This is a genomic window from Amylolactobacillus amylotrophicus DSM 20534, assembly GCF_001434555.1.
GTDB lineage: Bacteria > Bacillota > Bacilli > Lactobacillales > Lactobacillaceae > Amylolactobacillus > Amylolactobacillus amylophilus.
Genome location: NZ_AZCV01000008.1, coordinates 1 through 17117, shown reverse-complemented (window position 1 = coordinate 17117; position 17117 = coordinate 1). Strand labels below are relative to the sequence as shown.

Below are 17117 nucleotides of genomic sequence, written 5' to 3'. Positions count from 1 at the left end.
GTGGAGAACGGAGTAGCCTTTTGACTAATTTATTTGAAAACATTGAAAATATCGCTGCCGACAAGATTATTGTGCTTGATTACGGTAGTCAATATAACCAATTGATTACACGCCGCATCCGCGATTTGGGCGTTTATTCTGAGTTATTCCCAAACACGATTACAGCTGATGAGGTTAAACACATCGCGCCTAAAGGTATCATCCTTTCTGGTGGACCCAATAGTGTATACGACGATGGGGCATTTACGATTGACCAAGAAATTTTCAACCTGGGAATCCCAGTGTTGGGCATTTGTTATGGGATGCAACTGATTACTTATACAAATGGCGGAACTGTCGAGGCTTCGACGGAGCGGGAGTATGGTAAGGCAGACATCGAAGTGACCGATGCAGACTCTGAGCTCTTCTCTGGCCTACCAAAGAACCAGTTCGTCTGGATGAGTCATGGTGACAAGGTGACGAAGATACCTGATGGGTTCGTTACTGTGGTTGAGAGTGCCAACACACCTTTTGCAGCAATCGAGAACCGCGAACGTAGAATTTACGGTATTCAATTCCATACTGAGGTGCGCAACACTGAATATGGCATGGACATCTTGAAGAACTTCACGTTCAACATTTCAGGTGCTGAAGCTAACTGGACGATGGATGATTTCATCGAACTACAAATCAACAAGATTCGTGAGACCGTTGGTGACAAAAAAGTGTTGCTTGGTCTTTCGGGTGGTGTTGACTCATCAGTTGTCGGTGTGCTTTTGCATAAGGCAATTGGCGACCAATTGACCTCAATCTTTGTTGACCATGGCTTGCTCAGAAAGAATGAAGCTGACCAAGTTATGGAAAGTCTAGAAGGCAAGTTCGGCTTGAACATCATCAAGGTTGATGCTCAGAAGCGTTTCTTGGATAAACTTGCTGGTGTGAGTGATCCAGAAGCCAAGAGAAAGATTATCGGTAAGGAATTCATCGAGGTCTTCGACGATGAGGCAACGAAGCTGAATGGCATCGATTTCTTGGCCCAGGGAACCTTGTATACGGATATCATTGAGTCAGGAACCAGTACCGCAGCAACTATCAAGTCACACCATAACGTGGGTGGCCTACCTGAGGACATGCAATTTAAGTTAATTGAGCCACTGAATACTTTGTTCAAGGACGAGGTGCGTGAACTTGGCGAGCGTATGGGGATGCCACATGATTTGGTTTGGCGTCAGCCATTCCCCGGACCAGGACTGGGTATCCGCGTCATCGGCGAGGTGACTGAGGATAAACTCGAAATCGTACGTGATTCTGATTTGATTCTACGTGAGGAAATCAAGAACGCGGGGCTTGAGAGCGAGGTATGGCAATACTTTACTGTCTTACCAGGCATTAGAAGTGTCGGCGTGATGGGTGACGGTCGGACATACGATTACACAATCGGTATCCGTGCTGTGACATCCGTTGATGGAATGACCGCCGACTTTGCACAGATTCCGTGGGATGTGTTGCAGAAGATTTCGGTGCGCATCGTTAATGAGGTCGCACACGTTAATCGCGTAGTGTACGATATCACGAGTAAGCCACCGGCAACGATTGAGTGGGAGTAGTTGTAGGAGAGCTAGAAATCCTCTTATACCAAGGGTTTCTGGCTCTTCTTATCTTTTTACTGCACTTTTATTGCACTTTTTTCATTTCTTTGTTTCGCAAGTAGTCTACAGTAAATTGATTCTTTGGTGAAGTATCATAATTTTGTTTTGCTTCTTTAAAGGAAATGGCTCCATTTAATTTGTTAGCTACCTCGAAATTACTGTTAGGATAAAGATGTCCATACGTTCCTAAAGTCGTCTCAATATCTTCGTGTCCTAGACGATCTTTAATGATAAGTGGATTTTCTCCCATACTGATTAACAAGGAAGCATGAGAATGCCGTAACCCATGGATTCTGATTCGATGGATACCAGCCAGCTTAGCATAGCGTTCAATAGCATATGATAGTGTATGTTTTTGGGTAGGAATACCGTTATAGCTCATTACAAAGTCTGTCTGAATTAGATTTTGTTGTACTTCCTTCCATTCGGATAAATAAGTTAATGTGCATTTATCTAATACAATATGACGAACGCTCGCCTTTGTTTTTGGTTCAACAAATCTATAATTCGATTGATTCTTGTAATAGAGTGTTTTGTTGATGGTTAGTACTCCTGAGTCAAAATCAATATCTTCCCATTGAATGGCAGTAGCTTCACCAATTCGCATTCCAGTCATAAATAAAAACCACAGAGAGATAAATAAAAAGTGTTGATAGTAATCTTCTTTGTAAATTAGAGAGATTACTTTTTCAAATTCTTCTTTTGTCCAAAATTCAATTTTAGACTTTTGCTTTTTCACATTGCCAATAATCTTAGATGGATTTGTGGTGGTTATCCCAAGGACAATTGCTCGATCCATAGCAACTGAAAATAGTCCTTGAACAGCTCTTACATAAGAAGACTTACACTTCTTTGATAATTTTAGTTGCCAATTTTGCACATCAATAGGCTCAATATCGGAAACAGCCATTTTATCAAAATAAGAGAAATGCTTCTTAATAGTTGGTAAGCGATTTTCATATGTTCTGAGCTTTACCTGTGTCTTATACCATGGAAGGAAAATTTCAAAGATATAATGTTTAAACGTCATTTTATCCTTATTCTCACTTAATTCTTCTGGTTTCATCAATAGCAGTTTCGAATATTCTTCTCTTGCTTCTTTTTTAGTAGTGAATCCACTACGATATTTTTGAATTTTTTTCCCTTTAGAATCATAACCTAGATTTGCACGAAAATAATAGGTTCCATTCTTTGCTTTTTTTATTGGGTCTTTAACCATAGTTTTTACTCCTTACTGTGCAAAAACTACTCAGACCTGTTTTCATTTGAAAACCGAATTCCTAGAATTTCTTCAACAGCTTCACGAGGGACTCTATCTAGCTTTCGAGATTGATAGTAGATATGCCCTTTTGTAATCATCAATTCTTTTGCTTTTTTTATGATGTCTGCTGAAAAAGAAGTTCCATATCCTAGCTCAACTAAATCCTTTTTTGTGACCGTTATCATTATTACTCCTTTCCCAATTATAGGCTAGGAAAACTCCAATATTCACCTATAATTATATCAAATAGTTTTATAATAATACACTGACAAGAGAAGAATATCTTAGCAATCGAACAGCTCTAGCAAAGCTCACAGGAATTTCACTTCTGCATGGTTCTCATGTAGCCGTACCCATTGCCTGTGACGCTTCTAACGCTCGGACTATGGCTATACGGGAGTATCATTATCACGATAAGAAAGTCATGGCAGCAATCCTGCTAAAGATTACTTTCGAATTACTAACATGAATCGCTCACTAATTTTGTAGGTCATGGCGTGTTAGTTCATCAGCTCTTTTCTTACCGAAACGTATTCGATTGCCTTTATTTGGTTGTCAAAGAACGTTTGGCTTGTTAGCCTATCAAAACCTACTGAACACACAATATGCTTTGATGGAATAACAAACCTCCCAAATTGGGAAGCGTGGATACGATTCGACACGCTTCCACGAAAAAATGGGACTATTTAATTTCGAACGATAAAATCTTAGAGATGAGTTTCGTTTCCATTCTGCCACGTAGGGTTTCATCAATAACCATATGAGAATTTCCATATTCGTCTGTCATGCGACGTAATGAACGTTTTGAGGTATACCCTCGATAATGTTTAACAATCTGATTAATTGCTTCCACGTCGCCATCTGTCGCCTTTACAATGAGGGGGAAGGGAACCCTTGGATAGGCTGTTTTCATTCTTTACACTCCTTCATGAATTCTTTAATCATGGCTAGTCCACTTATTCGATGACGATAAACAGTCGAACGATTCAAATTTAGTAACTCCGCAATCTCCACATCACTCATATCCATAAAGTAATGAAGTAAAATAATGTTCCGTTTTTTCTCTGAAAGATGACGCAGGGCTTCACTTAATAAATCACTTTCAACATTGATTCTTAATCCAAATAATTTAAATAGTTGGAAATCAGTGACGTACGTATCAACAGTAGAAAAAGAGTTGACAAGGTAGTTATCTATATCAGAAAACGAGACTTCTTTTGCTGATAGTCTGTCTAGATGTTTGAAGTAATCTTTTCGTTCATCTTCAATAACTTGTTTGCAGATATAGTCAAACTGATTTTCTATGGTTTCTTGAAAAGAAGATGGTTTCATGCTTTTCACCCCCTTTCTGTCGTGAAAGGGAGTGGCATGTGCTTCTTTATCTCCCTTCATACTAAGCCCCGACACGAAAGGGGGATTTGTTGCATAAATGAAGAGAAATCCTAAAAGATATTTATTAAGTGACCAAAAAAGCACATAAACAGATTGTTTTCTCTGTTCATATGCTTTGATTTTTCTATCTATGTAATCTGCAAAACCACATTGATGGTCATATCTATCCAGTACAGGTGGATAAGTTTTTTTGATAAGAACTTAATTAAGAGAACTAGATGACAGATTATCTTTCTCATGGCGACTTTTCCCTCCATTAAGTCGCCAATTTTATCTACTTTCTAGGAGTATGACTAAATTTTATAAAGTTGTATAGGTAAATAAAATCAGCGACCTTTCTATTTGAAATTGGATTCATCGCATTAATAAATTCCACAGTGTTCTATAGGAACTCATAAACTATATAACATGTTTTTCTATACCTGTTTATAGTTATATAGGAACAGTAAAATGTATAGAGGTGATTTAGTATGCGTAAAAAAGAAGATAAATACGATTTTAGAGCCGTTGGTTTAGCGATTAAAGAGGCTCGAATGAAACGGGGTCTCACTCGTGAACAAGTGGGAACAATGATTGAAATTGACCCACGTTATTTAACAAATATAGAAAACAAAGGACAACACCCAAGTACACAAGTGCTGTATGATCTTGTATCATTACTCCATGTATCTATTGATGAATTTTTCTTACCTACAGATAATTTGATTAAAAGCACTCGAAGGTTACAGGTAGAAAAATACATGGATAGCTTTACAGACAAAGAACTATCCTTAATGGAAGCACTAGCAAAAGGTATCAATGAAGCAAGAAATATTGAAGGCTAGTCAGTAAAATTCAGATAAACAAAAAGAGCCGATAAGATGAGAGTTTCATTTCTCAAATTATCGGCTCTGCGTCTTGGCGTCTGGCTCTTTGATTGTTATTATATTCATTTTTTGAACATTAATTAAAGTTTCGTTCTTACATTTGGGGCAGTATAAAGGGAAATTTTTAAGTATAGTATCCACTCGTATTCGTAGTCTTGTTTTATTTCCACAAATAGGACACAATATCCACTTGTAGTTTATAATAACAATCTCCTCCTTTCCACTTTAGGGAGCGTCAATAATTTTGTGTAAATGATTCTTCCCTACTGCAGATTGTTTCTAATTCTCAATCAGTTGGCTTAGCATTTGTTCAAGTTCGCCTTCGGCCTGTTGAAAGCCTTTATGACTGCGACCTAGGAATTTTTGGTTGTAAGTATCAAAAGACGAGACTAAGAAACGTTCCATCGACTCTTCGTTTTGGAACTGTTCCTTGCGGTGGCTGTATTTCTTGATTTGCTTATTAAAGGATTCAATCAAGTTCGTAGAATAAATACTCTTGCGTATGGCCAAGGGGAAATCATAGAAAGTGAGCAAGTGATCGTTCGAAAGAATCGATTCAACCACTTTTGGATAGCTGGTTTTCCATTTTTCCGCAAAAGCACCACGTGCTTCCAACGCCACCTCTTTAGATGAGGCTTGATACACCATTTTAAAATCATCACAGACTTCCTTACGATCATCGACACGCACTTTGTGACTGATATTACGGGAAACGTGTACACAACAATGTTGAAAACGAGCTTTGGGATAGAACCGACTAATCGCTCCTACCATCCCCTTTAAGCCATCCGTGATGAACAGGAGGACATTTTTCAAACCGCGCTCTTGAAGGTCCAATAAAATTTCCTCCCAAATCGTGATGGATTCAGTCGGTGCAATCGCATAGCTCAATACTTCCTTTGATCCGTCCGGGCGAATGCCAACTGCGATATGAATAGCTTCCTTGGCGACGGTTTTCCGCTTTAACGGAATATACGTTGCGTCCATATAAATAGCAGCATAACGGTCATGAAGCTCCCGCCCTTTAAACGCCGTTACCTCTTCTGTAAATGATTTTGTTATATTGGACATGGTTTGGGGCGTGTAGTAATGCCCATACATTTTCTCAATCAAGTCTGCGATTTCCGACATGGTAATACCTTTTCGGAAGAGGTGAATGACGGTCTCCTCTAACGTGTCATTCGTCCGTCTATAAGCAGGAACAGTCTGTTGCTTGAACTCACCATTGCGGTCGCGCGGAATCTGGAGATGAAGTTCCCCATACTCGGTCTTGACCGTACGGTCATAGGAGCCGTTACGAGAATTACCCGTGTTAAAACCAATGCGATCATACTTTTCGTAATCTAGGAAAGCCGTTAACTCCGTTTTGAGAAGCGTATTGACTGCTTTCTCCAAATGGACACGGAATAATTCATTCAAATCGCCTTTGTTCGCTAGAGTCTTTAGAATTTCTGTAGTAAAATCGTTCATAGGGAAGTCCTCTCTTCTGTGAATGTGTTGTGGTAACTCTATTCTACAGAAGGGACTTCCTTTTTTCTATTTACACAAAATATTTTACACTCTCCCACTTTAATTCAAATCTATATTAAAGAATATTTCATCTTATTTAATAAGAAACCATATTTATATAACAACATAAAACGCACTAAGTTATTTTATTGAACATATATCTTACTTTATCTATCCGACTATTTAGACGACGGGTCTGGCAAACAGGTTCGCCAGTGGTAACCTGATATCCTTTTAGCTCTGCTAAACAAACACTAAGCCCATTTGTAAAAAAAGTTAAATCATTGCGATAATCTTGAATACATCGAGCAGGAATTTCTCCAATAATAATGACCTCATTATTTTTCAGTTGAGTATTTACGATATTTGCACAATATTTGGGAGCATCGTTATATGCCCGTGAAAGATATTCCTGTGGTGCATAAACTTTAAAACTAAGATATGGCTCTAACAATTCTGTTCCAGCTTTTCTAAAGGCTTGCTCCAGTACAATAGGAGTAAGCATCCGAAAATCTGCTGGAGTACTAACAGGGCTATAGTATAAACCGTACTTAAAACAGATTTTACAATCCGTCACATTCCAACCATATAATCCTTGTTCGCAACCATAGCGTATCCCTTCCATAACTGCATTTTGAAATGATTGATTTAAGTATCCAAGAGAAACCGAGCTCTCATACTGCATTCCACTTCCCAACGGAAGCGGTGATACAGATAAACCAATGGAAGCCCAGAAAGGATTTGGCGGCACTTCGATGTGAATGGTATATTCTGCATTTTTTAACGGTCTCTCCATATAAATGACTGTAGGCTCTTTTAGTTCTATCTCCACATGATACTTTTCTTGCAACAGTGCACTAATCACTTCCATTTGTACTTTCCCTAAGAAAGAAAGTATAATTTCATGTGTCGTAGAATCCACGTAATATCGTAGAAGCGGATCACTATCTGAGATTTCCAAAAGGGCATCAAGCAACATTTCTCTCTGTTCAGGTTTACTCGGTTCAACAGTTGTTTGTAGTAGAGGGTGCGGATTTTCAATCTTTTTTCTCTGTGGCAATAGTTTTGTATCTCCAAGAACACTATTTAACTTCAAAAACTCATTTTGCAAAATAACAATTTCTCCAGAATAAGCTCTATCAATCTTACATAATTCACCATTTATTGAAGTATACATTTCTGTAACTTTTATTTTTTCTTTTTCTGATACTCTAACCGAATCTCGTAAATGTAGTACTCCACTATAAAGGCGTATATATGCAAGACGTTGTCTTTTTTTTGTATATTCAATTTTGAAAACATTTCCGCAAAGTTCAGACGGACCTCGATGTGTTGATGAATAAAATTTATTAGTAATAACTTCTATAAGGTTATCAATCCCTATATTACTTTTTGCACTTCCATGATAAAGAGGGAACAGAGAACAATTCTGAAATCTTATGCTTTCCTCTTGTTCGAGTTCCAATGCTTCTAATGATTTACCGGACATATATTTCTCTAAAAGGTCATCGTTTCCCTCTATTACCGTATCCCATTGTTCAGATTCGGTAAAGTTCGTCACACACATATTAGGATACAGTTCTACCTTCTGTTTGATTACAATTTCGGCAGAAAGTTTCTCTTTAATATCCTGATAAACCGTTGATAAATCAATTCCATTTTGGTCAATCTTATTGATAAAAAAGATTGTGGGAATCCCCATTTTCCTAAGTGCATGAAATAATATACGAGTTTGTGCTTGTACGCCATCTTTTGCAGAAATCAGTAGAATTGCCCCATCTAAAACTGATAATGAACGATATACTTCTGCTAAGAAATCCATATGTCCTGGCGTGTCTATGATGTTCACCTTCGTATTTTCCCACTGAAAAGAGGTTATTCCTGTCTGAATTGTAATTCCTCTCTGACGTTCTAAAAGCGTATTATCCGTCCTCGTTGTACCTTTGTCCACGCTTCCTAATTCTGTAATCGCTCCACTGTTATATAATAAGCTTTCTGTTAAGGTAGTTTTTCCTGCATCAACATGAGCTAAAACTCCAATATTAATAATTTTCATGTGATTTTCCTCCATTCAAAAACCCAAAAGGGCATAAAAATCCCAGTGATAAATACTTTTATCACTGGGATTTTTATGCATAACCATAGGTATACAAAGCATACAGATATTCTCTGGATACTTTAGAATCACATGATAAAGGTATTCTTAAACTGGGTACAAAAAACTAAGCCCTCCTAAAAAAGGACATCTAATTATTTGTTCCCGCTATCAAATTGACAGTTTATTTAAGAATACCTTGCCGCATATTTATTAACTCCTTTTAAATAGTCACTTAAATAATAGCACGTAAGAGCATATTTGTAAAGGAATCTCCAATTTTTTATCAAAAAGAGTACATGATTACAAAGTATCTGTAATCATGTACCAATATTTGTTATTTTACAATCTTCCAATTATCTTGTTTTTCTAATATCAACTCAAATTGCGAGATTTGGGTTGCCTTTGTTTCTTGATCTAAATATTTCACAGCGACATTCACGATTACTTGGTTATCTTTTCTGGTAAAGATAGGATTCACCAATTCCTCGAAAACATATTCCTTGTTAATCATAGGTAACACATGATTACTTACATAGTAAGTCAATTCTTTTTCTGTGGCGGTAGGATAGAGCTGGAAGAACGTTTCTAAAAAGCTAGTGATTTCGTCCATCGTTTCTGTATCTACTGTATGGTCACTTTCTAGCTGTTTGGGTTGGTAGTCCGATTTTTGAGGTTTCTTACTCATTGTCGGATTTTTGATAATAACCATATTATCTGATTCATCTATATGGACAACCACATGAAAGCTAGACGATATAGTTTCCTTGTCTTTGTCTTCGGTAATAACTTGTTCAACAGAAAACAGTACCTCAAAGGTGTTCTCATTCACTTGAGAAACCTGCCACACCTGTATATCGTTCACACTAGAACTAGTAGGAATATCCTTACGAATCATTTCTTCATTTAATACCTGCAATTCTTCCGTCAAATAATGGGTCAATTTTTCATTTCGTTTATCAATGGCTTCTTGGGATTGTTGCCACGAAAAGTAGTCTTTCGCAAAGGATTTCACAAAACTTTCTACTTGGTTGGTATCGACAATCTGCTGTTTAATGATTTCTGTTTCACGGACAGTATGAGTGTCAATGGCAGTAAAATTTTTATAGATTCCAAATCCGACACTACCAATCAATAAAACCCATAAAACAAAGGTTAATTTCTTATGCGTGCCAACTTTAATCATCGGAACTTTTCTTTGCTTGCTCGGTTTTTTAGATTTCTTTGGTTTCTCCTTCTTTTCTTTTCGCTCGATTTTTATAATCATTTGATTCATTCCTTTCTTAGTTATGAATAACACGTCTAGCCCCAATCAGATGGTCTTGCCAATAACGACTGCTTAAGTCGCCATAACCGATTGGGTCGCCTGCATGATAAAAGCGATTTCCCTCTAAATATATCGCCACATGAGTCACATATGTGCCTGCATTATAGGTTGAATGAAAGAAGATAAGGTCGCCTGCTTGGGCTTCTTCCATAGAGATTTCTTGCGTAGCGTCATACTGATCTTGGGCGACACGAGGGAGAGAAATGCCAGCTTTGTCATACACCCATTGTATTAAGCCACTACAATCAAAAGAGGTGGTAGGCGACGCCCCTCCAAAGACATAGGGAAACCCTTCGTATTTCAAGGCTTCGTCCATAATGACTTGCACGGTTTCATCATCAAATTCTGTTGGGGAAGTGTCGGTTAGGTATTGTGAAACCAACTGAACATAAAACTGATTTCCATAGTTATATCGCCAACCACCATTCACAGGTATGGCTATGGGATTGGGATAGTCTGCTTTTTGACCACCCGACTTCTCTTTAGAAAACTGTTCGGCTAATTCATAGGTATATTTTTTCCCATGACTCCTCACATAATTTAAAAAGCCACCGCCATAATTATAAGATTGGATAACAGAATCTATATCCACTCCTTGTTGTTCTGCACTGGTTAATAATTCACTGAAATATTTAACCCCTTGTTTGATGGACTCTTCGGTACTCAAACTGTTGGGCGGTAAACCCAAAGATTCGGAACTTTGCATAACATCTTCTGCTGTACCGCCCGATTCCACTTGCATAATGGCTAAGATATAAGAAACATAGTCTTCAATCCCATATTCCTTACCATATTTTTCAATCAACGGACGGTGTGCCAACACTTCTGGTGAAACGGTCACACCGCCTTGTGAAATAGAAGAATCCTTGTTGTTTTCGCCACTGTCCGTATCATCTGCAAAGAAAATGACTAGGAATAATAAGAGAAAAAAGAAGAGAGAGAAGACCACACTACAAATCACTGTTATTTTTAGCTTCATGTTTGTTGTCCTCGCTTATCCGTTCTTTTATTTAGCTTCCTCTGATTGAATTGCTTCGGTGGTGTCTTTTGTTTTTGCTCTTTTTTCAATGGTCGCTGATGATTTTCACGTTTAGTGTTTTGTGACAAAACAGGCGTGACGGTTTGCTGACGCTTGCGAACATGCTGCTGGTTATTCTGAACAGGAGATGATGGGTTTTCTTTTCGTCTTTTTTCTTTTGCTTTATCCAGCTCCAAACGCTTTTGAGCAATGTTCTTTCGTTTTTGCTCCTGCTGGTTCATACGCTGTTGTTTGCGTTGAGCTTTGGTATCTGCCATAGATTGTTTAAAGTCTGTTACATTATGAGTGACATTCTCTTTTCCTTGATGAAGGGCATATTTGACATGGGTTGGTGTCGCCTGTATCTGTTGTTTAGCCTGCTTTCTTTTATTGACTAGACGATTTTTCGTGTCCAATACATGGGCTGTCTTTTCACCTAATCGTTGCCCGATACCGCCTTGTTGCTTTTTCACATTGGAAAGTGCTGTTTCTTTCTTTGGTGTAGTCCGTTCATTTTGACGAGTATGGTTAGCTTTATTGGTTTGATTCTGCTTTGTTGTCATTGTCTTTTGCTTCGTTGACCCTGCTTTTCCACGAAAAATCTTACTCATACTGCGTTGAAATCTTCTGGTTTGTCGATTCATCATTTGACGAGGTCTGCGAAACACTTGTCTGCCCATGTTTTGAGAGTCGTTGCTTTGTAAAGAGAATAGGCTCATTAAATCGCCCAGTTTAAAATAAATCCCTGCAAAGGTCACAATTTGTAAAAACATAATCATGAAAAAGGGAGAACTTGCTGACAGCGAATAAAGCATAGTGGAAATACTAAAGGCAACGGTAATAATCAAGGTAATACCAGCCCTTGTCATAATCACATTAAATAACTTGGTAATGGCATGCCTGCCCATGCCATCAAAACTCGGCAACATACTTAATAGGAAACTGATTGGCAAAAACATAGCGAAAATAATAAATAGCACTTGCGAAAAAATCATGATTCCTGTTAGAAGGAAAACAAAAATCGAGATACCAATATTGAATACAAACAAAAAGAAGACTGTTCCTAATCGGGAAATGGTCTTCGGGAGTGTTAAATAGGTATTGTCATGATCTTCAATTTCTTCAATCACTACATTTTCTCTATCTTCACCATTGTTTGTATCTGGACTGGTAGCCAATAACTTTTCCACACGGTCTTCACCTAAGGTTTCTATATCGGTTGAGCCATATTGAAGTAATAACCACGGTTGCTTGACTTGAACAGAAAATAGGCTATCACGTATCATATCCACACTGTCTTTGCCTTGACTATCCGTATCGGGAAGGACAATCTTTGTCCCAATATCTAAACTGGCAGTGCTCACATCTTTGGAAAAATCATTGATTTTCGCAATATAATCGGGAGCATACGCAATAAAGGAAGCTGATAGAATAAACACCACCACAAAATTTAACACAGCTCGTATAGCTTTGGTCGTTTCTCGTTTCACCAGTCCTGTATAGGCAACGTAGATTCCAACAATCAGAATAAAAAGAAGAAGGAAGCCGACATAAAAACCCGAACTGGAAAAGCCATTCGGTGTAATCCCTGCAATGGTCTGCATGTTCTCACCAATCGCTTGAGACGTTTGACTAATGAAATCCAAGGCGTAGGCTTCTTTGACCAAATAGCCTGTGGCGTTGGAAAGATAAAGAGAAATCGTCCAAATGAAATTGGTAATGGCATACAGTCCATACATCACTGATTGCCCTATGCCGTCACTCCAATTCCACGGCAGCCAGCCCCAGCTATTGTCCACATAATAATCAAGCTGATAATGATTTAAACCATACTTGGAATACTCGTTGCTTGTATCAATGGTTTCATCAACTAAGCCTGTTGCTTGTACTGCATTGCCCAGCGTGCCTAATAAAAGTAAAATAACGCCCACACAAAGGAGCGTTATCCAACTATAGTGAAGAAATTTCTTTTGTTTTTGTGTCATTTTTCCCCCTCATTTCGCACAGGCGGTCTGGTATCAAAGGCATGAAGCAACTCTTCAAAAATCGGGTGAAACTGCATAACCCCTACACGACCATAGATGTCTGAAACTAAACATTGTCCATTTTCTAATTCACGTAAGCGTTTCTGATTGTTTTCATCTTCCTTGTCCACGCCAAAAAATTCTAAGGTCTTTTTGATTTCCACTAGGTCAGTGGAACGAAAGGCGAATTTCAAGCCAATATTATTCTTCATCTTTTCATCTAGTAAATCGTCGGCGTTTTGAGTAACGAAATAGACCCCTGCATTCATGGCACGCCCTGCCCGAACTAAACGCATAGATAGAGCTTTTCCTTGTGCCACTTGTAAAAAACTCCAAGCTTCATCAAGGTCAACAATTTTAAAAATGGAACGGTCAGAGTGGATAAAGTCTAAAGCAAAGGTACTAATGACAATCAGCATTGCCACACTTAATAATTCCATGGTGGTGTATTCTTCAAAAGAGCTATTGGAATCGGGTAAGACCAAATCTGCCACTTGAATAATATTGAGTTGTTTTTCCAAGCTAATGGATTGGGTGACATTGCCATCACTGAATAACAGATGGGCAAAATCATAATCGACAAAGCTTTCGATATGGTCAGCAATACTATTGCTGATGGGTGTATCTTCTTTTCGCAATTCATCAATCACCAATAACAACCCTCGTTGTTCGCTTTGAGTGACACTCCGAATCGCTTTACGCAGGACAGGAAACTTCTCGCTATCTCGGCTGGAAATGCCTGTTAAGAACGTGAGAATATCAATGGCTAGGCTTTCTGAATCTTTCGGGAGTTTTAAGATCACATAAGGGTCAAGTAACCCTTTATTGTCGTTCTCACTCGTGAGATTAACGATATTGATTTCATGGGCAATATCAGGTAAGGTTTCTTTCCATTTGCCACGTTCAGCTTTTGGGTCTACAATGATTGCCTGTCCGCCAAAGAGTACCGAATAATAGACCAGCATATTGTTAGAGAATGATTTTCCGCCACCTAATGAACCAATAAAAGCAGACGCTAACGCATTCGTCACAGAGCCTTTAATTCCTTGACTTGCAAGGCTGGGTTGGAGATAAATATTTCTGCCTGTATCGAGATTGTAACCGACGTAAATACCAGAATTTTCACCAAGCATTTGTGTAGCTCCGAAACCAAGACCAGCCAAAAAATCCGACGTGACATATTGAATATAGTCATTGATATATCGCTTGCTTGAGGGAATAAATTCATTATGCAAGCCTAGCATATCGCCAAAAGGTCGTACTAATTTGATAGACAAATCATCATAAAAATCTTTTACTTCATCACAACGTTGTTTCAACTCGTCCAGATTTTTTGCCGATACCCGTACCACATAGCTTAGTTTGTACATGGATTCTTTGGTTTGGTCTAGGTTGGTTTCTAATTCGTCGACAGATTCTAAAGCGTCCACCACATTGGTACTGGTTTCATTGTCGCTTTCCCATGCGTGACTATCCAAGTCTTTCAATTCTTTCTTTTTGTTGCGAACGGTAGACAGAGCTTTTTTATTAGCAACAATTTCAACATTCATGCTGGTATCAATCGGGAAAGTGAACTGTTGTTGCTGGTAATAAAAAATCTCACTATTGGGGAAATCCAATTCGCCGACGATACTGTTAATCGTAAAATACGCCACATAAGTGGTAGTATCTTCCTGTTCCATCCGTAAGTAGCGTTGCTTTTCTTCGATTAAACAGCGAGTGGGTTTAATAATATCGTATTTCTTTACCAACACTTTTTTATCTTCATATCGTTTGGGTAAATGGTAGTCGTAGTCATCAAAAGGAATCCCTGTTTGACCGTAAAGGTGGGCAATGATATACCCAAAATCATCTTTCCCCAATGGGCGAATGTGAAAGCGTCTGGATAATTTACTTTCTAATAACTGTTCCATTTTAGAAAAGCGTTCGATTTCTGACATAGGCATAGAAACAAAATCGCCCATCAACTTGTGATTCACGCCATGAAAGAATTCCGCAAATGCTTTTTGAATGTCTTTGCCAATATTTTTGACCGATACTTCCTGTTCATTCAGCAAGAGTTTAAAACCAATAAAAAAGCGATAGTCCACTTGATTGTCACCAATCATAGAAACTAACGCTTCGGTCTGTTCATCTATTTTTTCGTAAGCTATCTCTTTTAATCGTCCAGTGATTTCTTTTTTCGATTGTTCCTGTGTCGCTCGAATACTTGATTCGGTTGCTAGTTGCAGGGCATGAATCTTACCATCACGATTTTGGGCAATCAATTGACGGAAATTATCATGAACTTGAACTTTTTCATCGGAACTTAAAAAACTGTAATTATAGGGAATTAATTCATAATAAGCAAATACTTCGCCATCATGATTAAATACGAGATTATCTTCGATATATTTAATGGGGTGTGCCATTTAATTGTTCACTCCTTACAATCGTGATTGATTCATTCATTTTTTCTTTATTTAATCGTATTTGTTTGCCAGCATAGGTTATTTTAGGGCGTAGAGCATAGGTAATAATAGATTTTAAAAATCCATAGGGTTTCTTCCCGTCAAAGGTTTTTTGACACATGAACCAAGTGAGGACAACGGGAATCCCTAAGTATTTGAGTAGTGCTCCGTCAATCAAGGAAAGTGGTGGTAAACTGCCAAAGATTATAACGACAAACAAAGAAACGATAAACCATGTCATTTGTGTAAAGGTTATGGGAAAAGGGAGTTGTAAATCATTAATTGCATAAATCACTTTTTCTACTGACCAAATACTGGTGTAACTTCTTATTTTTTTCATGTCTTCACGTCCTTTCCGTAAAAATAGAAAAAGAGCAATCAAAATAGGTGATTGCTCTATAAAATAATAATTATTTTGTGACTTTTAATTGTTGAAAAATAGTTATTCTGAGTAAATCATCTAAAAGACAGCAGGTATGAAGTAATACCCAATTTAATCTACTGTATTCTGTATAGTCAAAATGAAAGTGTTTCATAAATTTTTGAGCGAATTTTTCTGCTTTTTCGTTAAAACCTTTGAAATCACCATGTCCGATTTTATTTCTCATTTGTCTTAATAATTTTGCTACTTCACTCGAAACCTCTCCATATTTCTTATCAAGATAAGGTATTAGTAATTTGTCAATTTCATTTGTATTCTGATTTGGTTTTAATAATACAAGTTCTAACAAAGTAAAAGTCTTTAAATAATGATTTTGATTATAACTATTATCACTATATATCCCGTTCATAATATAATCTAATTTGTAATAATCGTTTTCCGATTTTAGTATAGAATCAATTCGGTTGCCCATTTTTTTAAGTTCCGTAATGTAGTCGTCTGTAGTCCTGCACCCTTTAAAGTTTGAATCAATTCTAAAACTTAGATTTGATAATATCCTAGTATGCTCTTTAGGATTCATATTACTTGTATAAATGCAGTTCATATGAATACCATTTTGTATATCATGATTTACAAAGTTACTAAAATACATCACTTTTTCAGCGTAATCCTCTTCACAAAAACGACCATCAAAGCAATTGCTTGTCCAATCAAAAAAAGGCATATCCTGATATTCATAGTCAAAGAATAGACATATCATATTATCAACAAGGCATTGAAGACATGACTCAATAGAATCTAAATTATATTTTGTATAGTCTTCAACATTGGCGTGAACGATTTCTTTCAAATAAGATATAGAATATTCTGTTTGAAATGTTTTACCATACCTTTTCAAATTATCTGCCATGTCAACTTTTTGTTGTCGAATTTCTTGTAACATGTCTTCTATAATGCTTTCCTTCCAGTCATCAGAAACATTAGATATATATAGTTTCAATTTATCTGACAATTTTATTTTTGTTATTTTCCCATAAACATCTATTATTACCAATTGAACAATCCTCCTCCCCTCCTTAAAGTCAAGTCCATAAAATTGTGTAAAATACAGTACACTGTTTTAAAGCTTTAACCTATAGGTTAAAATTGAATATATTTTCTGGTA

General features: G+C 37.4%; 15 protein-coding genes and 1 pseudogene. 2 read left to right on the top strand and 14 right to left on the bottom strand.

Annotated elements, in window-relative coordinates; all coding sequences use genetic code 11:
* Positions 1-41 precede the first annotated feature (41 nt).
* Entirely contained in the window at positions 42-1586 is a 1545-nt protein-coding gene (gene guaA, locus FC62_RS06910) for a glutamine-hydrolyzing GMP synthase (protein ID WP_141322594.1), read from the top strand.
* Positions 1587-1653: 67 nt separating this feature from the next.
* Here the strand turns inward: guaA and FC62_RS06905 are convergent, their stop codons facing one another.
* The 4 genes from FC62_RS06905 to FC62_RS06890 form a co-directional block, all read right to left on the bottom strand.
* Positions 1654-2847, bottom strand: a complete 1194-nt coding sequence (locus tag FC62_RS06905) for a site-specific integrase (RefSeq protein WP_000237797.1) — start codon at positions 2845-2847, stop codon at positions 1654-1656.
* 26 nt (positions 2848-2873) lie between these two features.
* Entirely contained in the window at positions 2874-3074 is a 201-nt protein-coding gene (locus FC62_RS06900; protein ID WP_000633907.1) for a DUF3173 family protein, read from the bottom strand.
* 497 nt (positions 3075-3571) lie between these two features.
* Positions 3572-3802, bottom strand: coding sequence for a helix-turn-helix domain-containing protein (locus FC62_RS06895; RefSeq protein ID WP_000845143.1), 231 nt, complete (start codon positions 3800-3802; stop codon positions 3572-3574).
* Positions 3799-4221, bottom strand: coding sequence for an RNA polymerase sigma factor (locus FC62_RS06890; RefSeq protein ID WP_000804879.1), 423 nt, complete (start codon positions 4219-4221; stop codon positions 3799-3801). The genes FC62_RS06895 and FC62_RS06890 overlap by 4 nt, the downstream gene beginning before the upstream one ends.
* 530 nt (positions 4222-4751) lie before the next feature.
* Between FC62_RS06890 and FC62_RS06885 the strand changes: the two genes are divergently transcribed.
* Complete coding sequence (locus FC62_RS06885) at positions 4752-5105, top strand: helix-turn-helix domain-containing protein (RefSeq protein WP_001227350.1); 354 nt, start codon at positions 4752-4754, stop codon at positions 5103-5105.
* A gap of 57 nt (positions 5106-5162) precedes the next feature.
* Here FC62_RS06885 and FC62_RS08035 read toward each other — a convergent pair whose 3' ends face one another.
* The 10 genes and pseudogenes from FC62_RS08035 to FC62_RS06845 form a co-directional block, all read right to left on the bottom strand.
* Positions 5163-5330, bottom strand: a complete 168-nt coding sequence (locus FC62_RS08035) for a cysteine-rich KTR domain-containing protein (protein ID WP_001803271.1) — start codon at positions 5328-5330, stop codon at positions 5163-5165.
* 96 nt (positions 5331-5426) lie between these two features.
* Positions 5427-6617, bottom strand: a complete 1191-nt coding sequence (locus tag FC62_RS06880) for an IS256-like element ISLgar5 family transposase (protein WP_002299749.1) — start codon at positions 6615-6617, stop codon at positions 5427-5429.
* Positions 6618-6792: 175 nt separating this feature from the next.
* Complete coding sequence (gene tet(M), locus FC62_RS06875; protein WP_000691737.1) at positions 6793-8712, bottom strand: tetracycline resistance ribosomal protection protein Tet(M); 1920 nt, start codon at positions 8710-8712, stop codon at positions 6793-6795.
* 15 nt (positions 8713-8727) lie between these two features.
* Positions 8728-8775 (bottom strand): annotated as a pseudogene (locus FC62_RS08545) (hypothetical protein); the annotation flags it as partial.
* 313 nt (positions 8776-9088) lie between these two features.
* On the bottom strand, positions 9089-10018 hold the full coding sequence (locus FC62_RS06870; protein ID WP_000584387.1) for a conjugal transfer protein: 930 nt from the start codon (positions 10016-10018) through the stop codon (positions 9089-9091).
* A gap of 16 nt (positions 10019-10034) precedes the next feature.
* Positions 10035-11057 carry a bifunctional lytic transglycosylase/C40 family peptidase gene (locus tag FC62_RS06865; protein ID WP_000768374.1) on the bottom strand — a complete coding sequence of 341 codons (1023 nt, stop codon included), beginning with the start codon at positions 11055-11057 and terminating at the stop codon, positions 10035-10037.
* A complete protein-coding gene (locus FC62_RS06860; RefSeq protein WP_000192390.1) occupies positions 11054-13081 on the bottom strand; it encodes a CD3337/EF1877 family mobilome membrane protein in 2028 nt (675 codons plus the stop codon). Before FC62_RS06860 ends, FC62_RS06865 begins: the two co-directional genes overlap by 4 nt.
* Positions 13078-15531 (bottom strand): conjugal transfer ATPase TcpF, encoded by a 2454-nt coding sequence (tcpF, locus tag FC62_RS06855; RefSeq protein ID WP_000941001.1) that lies wholly within the window; start codon positions 15529-15531, stop codon positions 13078-13080. Before tcpF ends, FC62_RS06860 begins: the two co-directional genes overlap by 4 nt.
* Entirely contained in the window at positions 15515-15910 is a 396-nt protein-coding gene (locus FC62_RS06850; protein WP_000723886.1) for a conjugal transfer protein, read from the bottom strand. Before FC62_RS06850 ends, tcpF begins: the two co-directional genes overlap by 17 nt.
* A 70-nt stretch (positions 15911-15980) precedes the next feature.
* The gene (locus FC62_RS06845; protein ID WP_000234705.1) at positions 15981-17006 is read right to left on the bottom strand and encodes a hypothetical protein; all 1026 of its coding nucleotides are present in this window, start codon (positions 17004-17006) and stop codon (positions 15981-15983) included.
* Between the last annotated feature and the right edge of the window lie 111 nt (positions 17007-17117).

Bases quoted from the DNA above. Each gene is read 5' to 3' on its own strand.
- FC62_RS06905 (WP_000237797.1), bottom strand. From the start codon at position 2,847: ATGGTTAAAGACCCAATAAAAAAAGCAAAGAATGGAACCTATTATTTT.
- FC62_RS06900 (WP_000633907.1), bottom strand. From the start codon at position 3,074: ATGATAACGGTCACAAAAAAGGATTTAGTTGAGCTAGGATATGGAACT.
- FC62_RS06895 (WP_000845143.1), bottom strand. From the start codon at position 3,802: ATGAAAACAGCCTATCCAAGGGTTCCCTTCCCCCTCATTGTAAAGGCG.
- FC62_RS06890 (WP_000804879.1), bottom strand. From the start codon at position 4,221: ATGAAACCATCTTCTTTTCAAGAAACCATAGAAAATCAGTTTGACTAT.
- FC62_RS06885 (WP_001227350.1), top strand. From the start codon at position 4,752: ATGCGTAAAAAAGAAGATAAATACGATTTTAGAGCCGTTGGTTTAGCG.
- FC62_RS06880 (WP_002299749.1), bottom strand. From the start codon at position 6,617: ATGAACGATTTTACTACAGAAATTCTAAAGACTCTAGCGAACAAAGGC.
- FC62_RS06870 (WP_000584387.1), bottom strand. From the start codon at position 10,018: ATGATTATAAAAATCGAGCGAAAAGAAAAGAAGGAGAAACCAAAGAAA.
- FC62_RS06865 (WP_000768374.1), bottom strand. From the start codon at position 11,057: ATGAAGCTAAAAATAACAGTGATTTGTAGTGTGGTCTTCTCTCTCTTC.
- FC62_RS06860 (WP_000192390.1), bottom strand. From the start codon at position 13,081: ATGACACAAAAACAAAAGAAATTTCTTCACTATAGTTGGATAACGCTC.
- tcpF (WP_000941001.1), bottom strand. From the start codon at position 15,531: ATGGCACACCCCATTAAATATATCGAAGATAATCTCGTATTTAATCAT.
- FC62_RS06850 (WP_000723886.1), bottom strand. From the start codon at position 15,910: ATGAAAAAAATAAGAAGTTACACCAGTATTTGGTCAGTAGAAAAAGTG.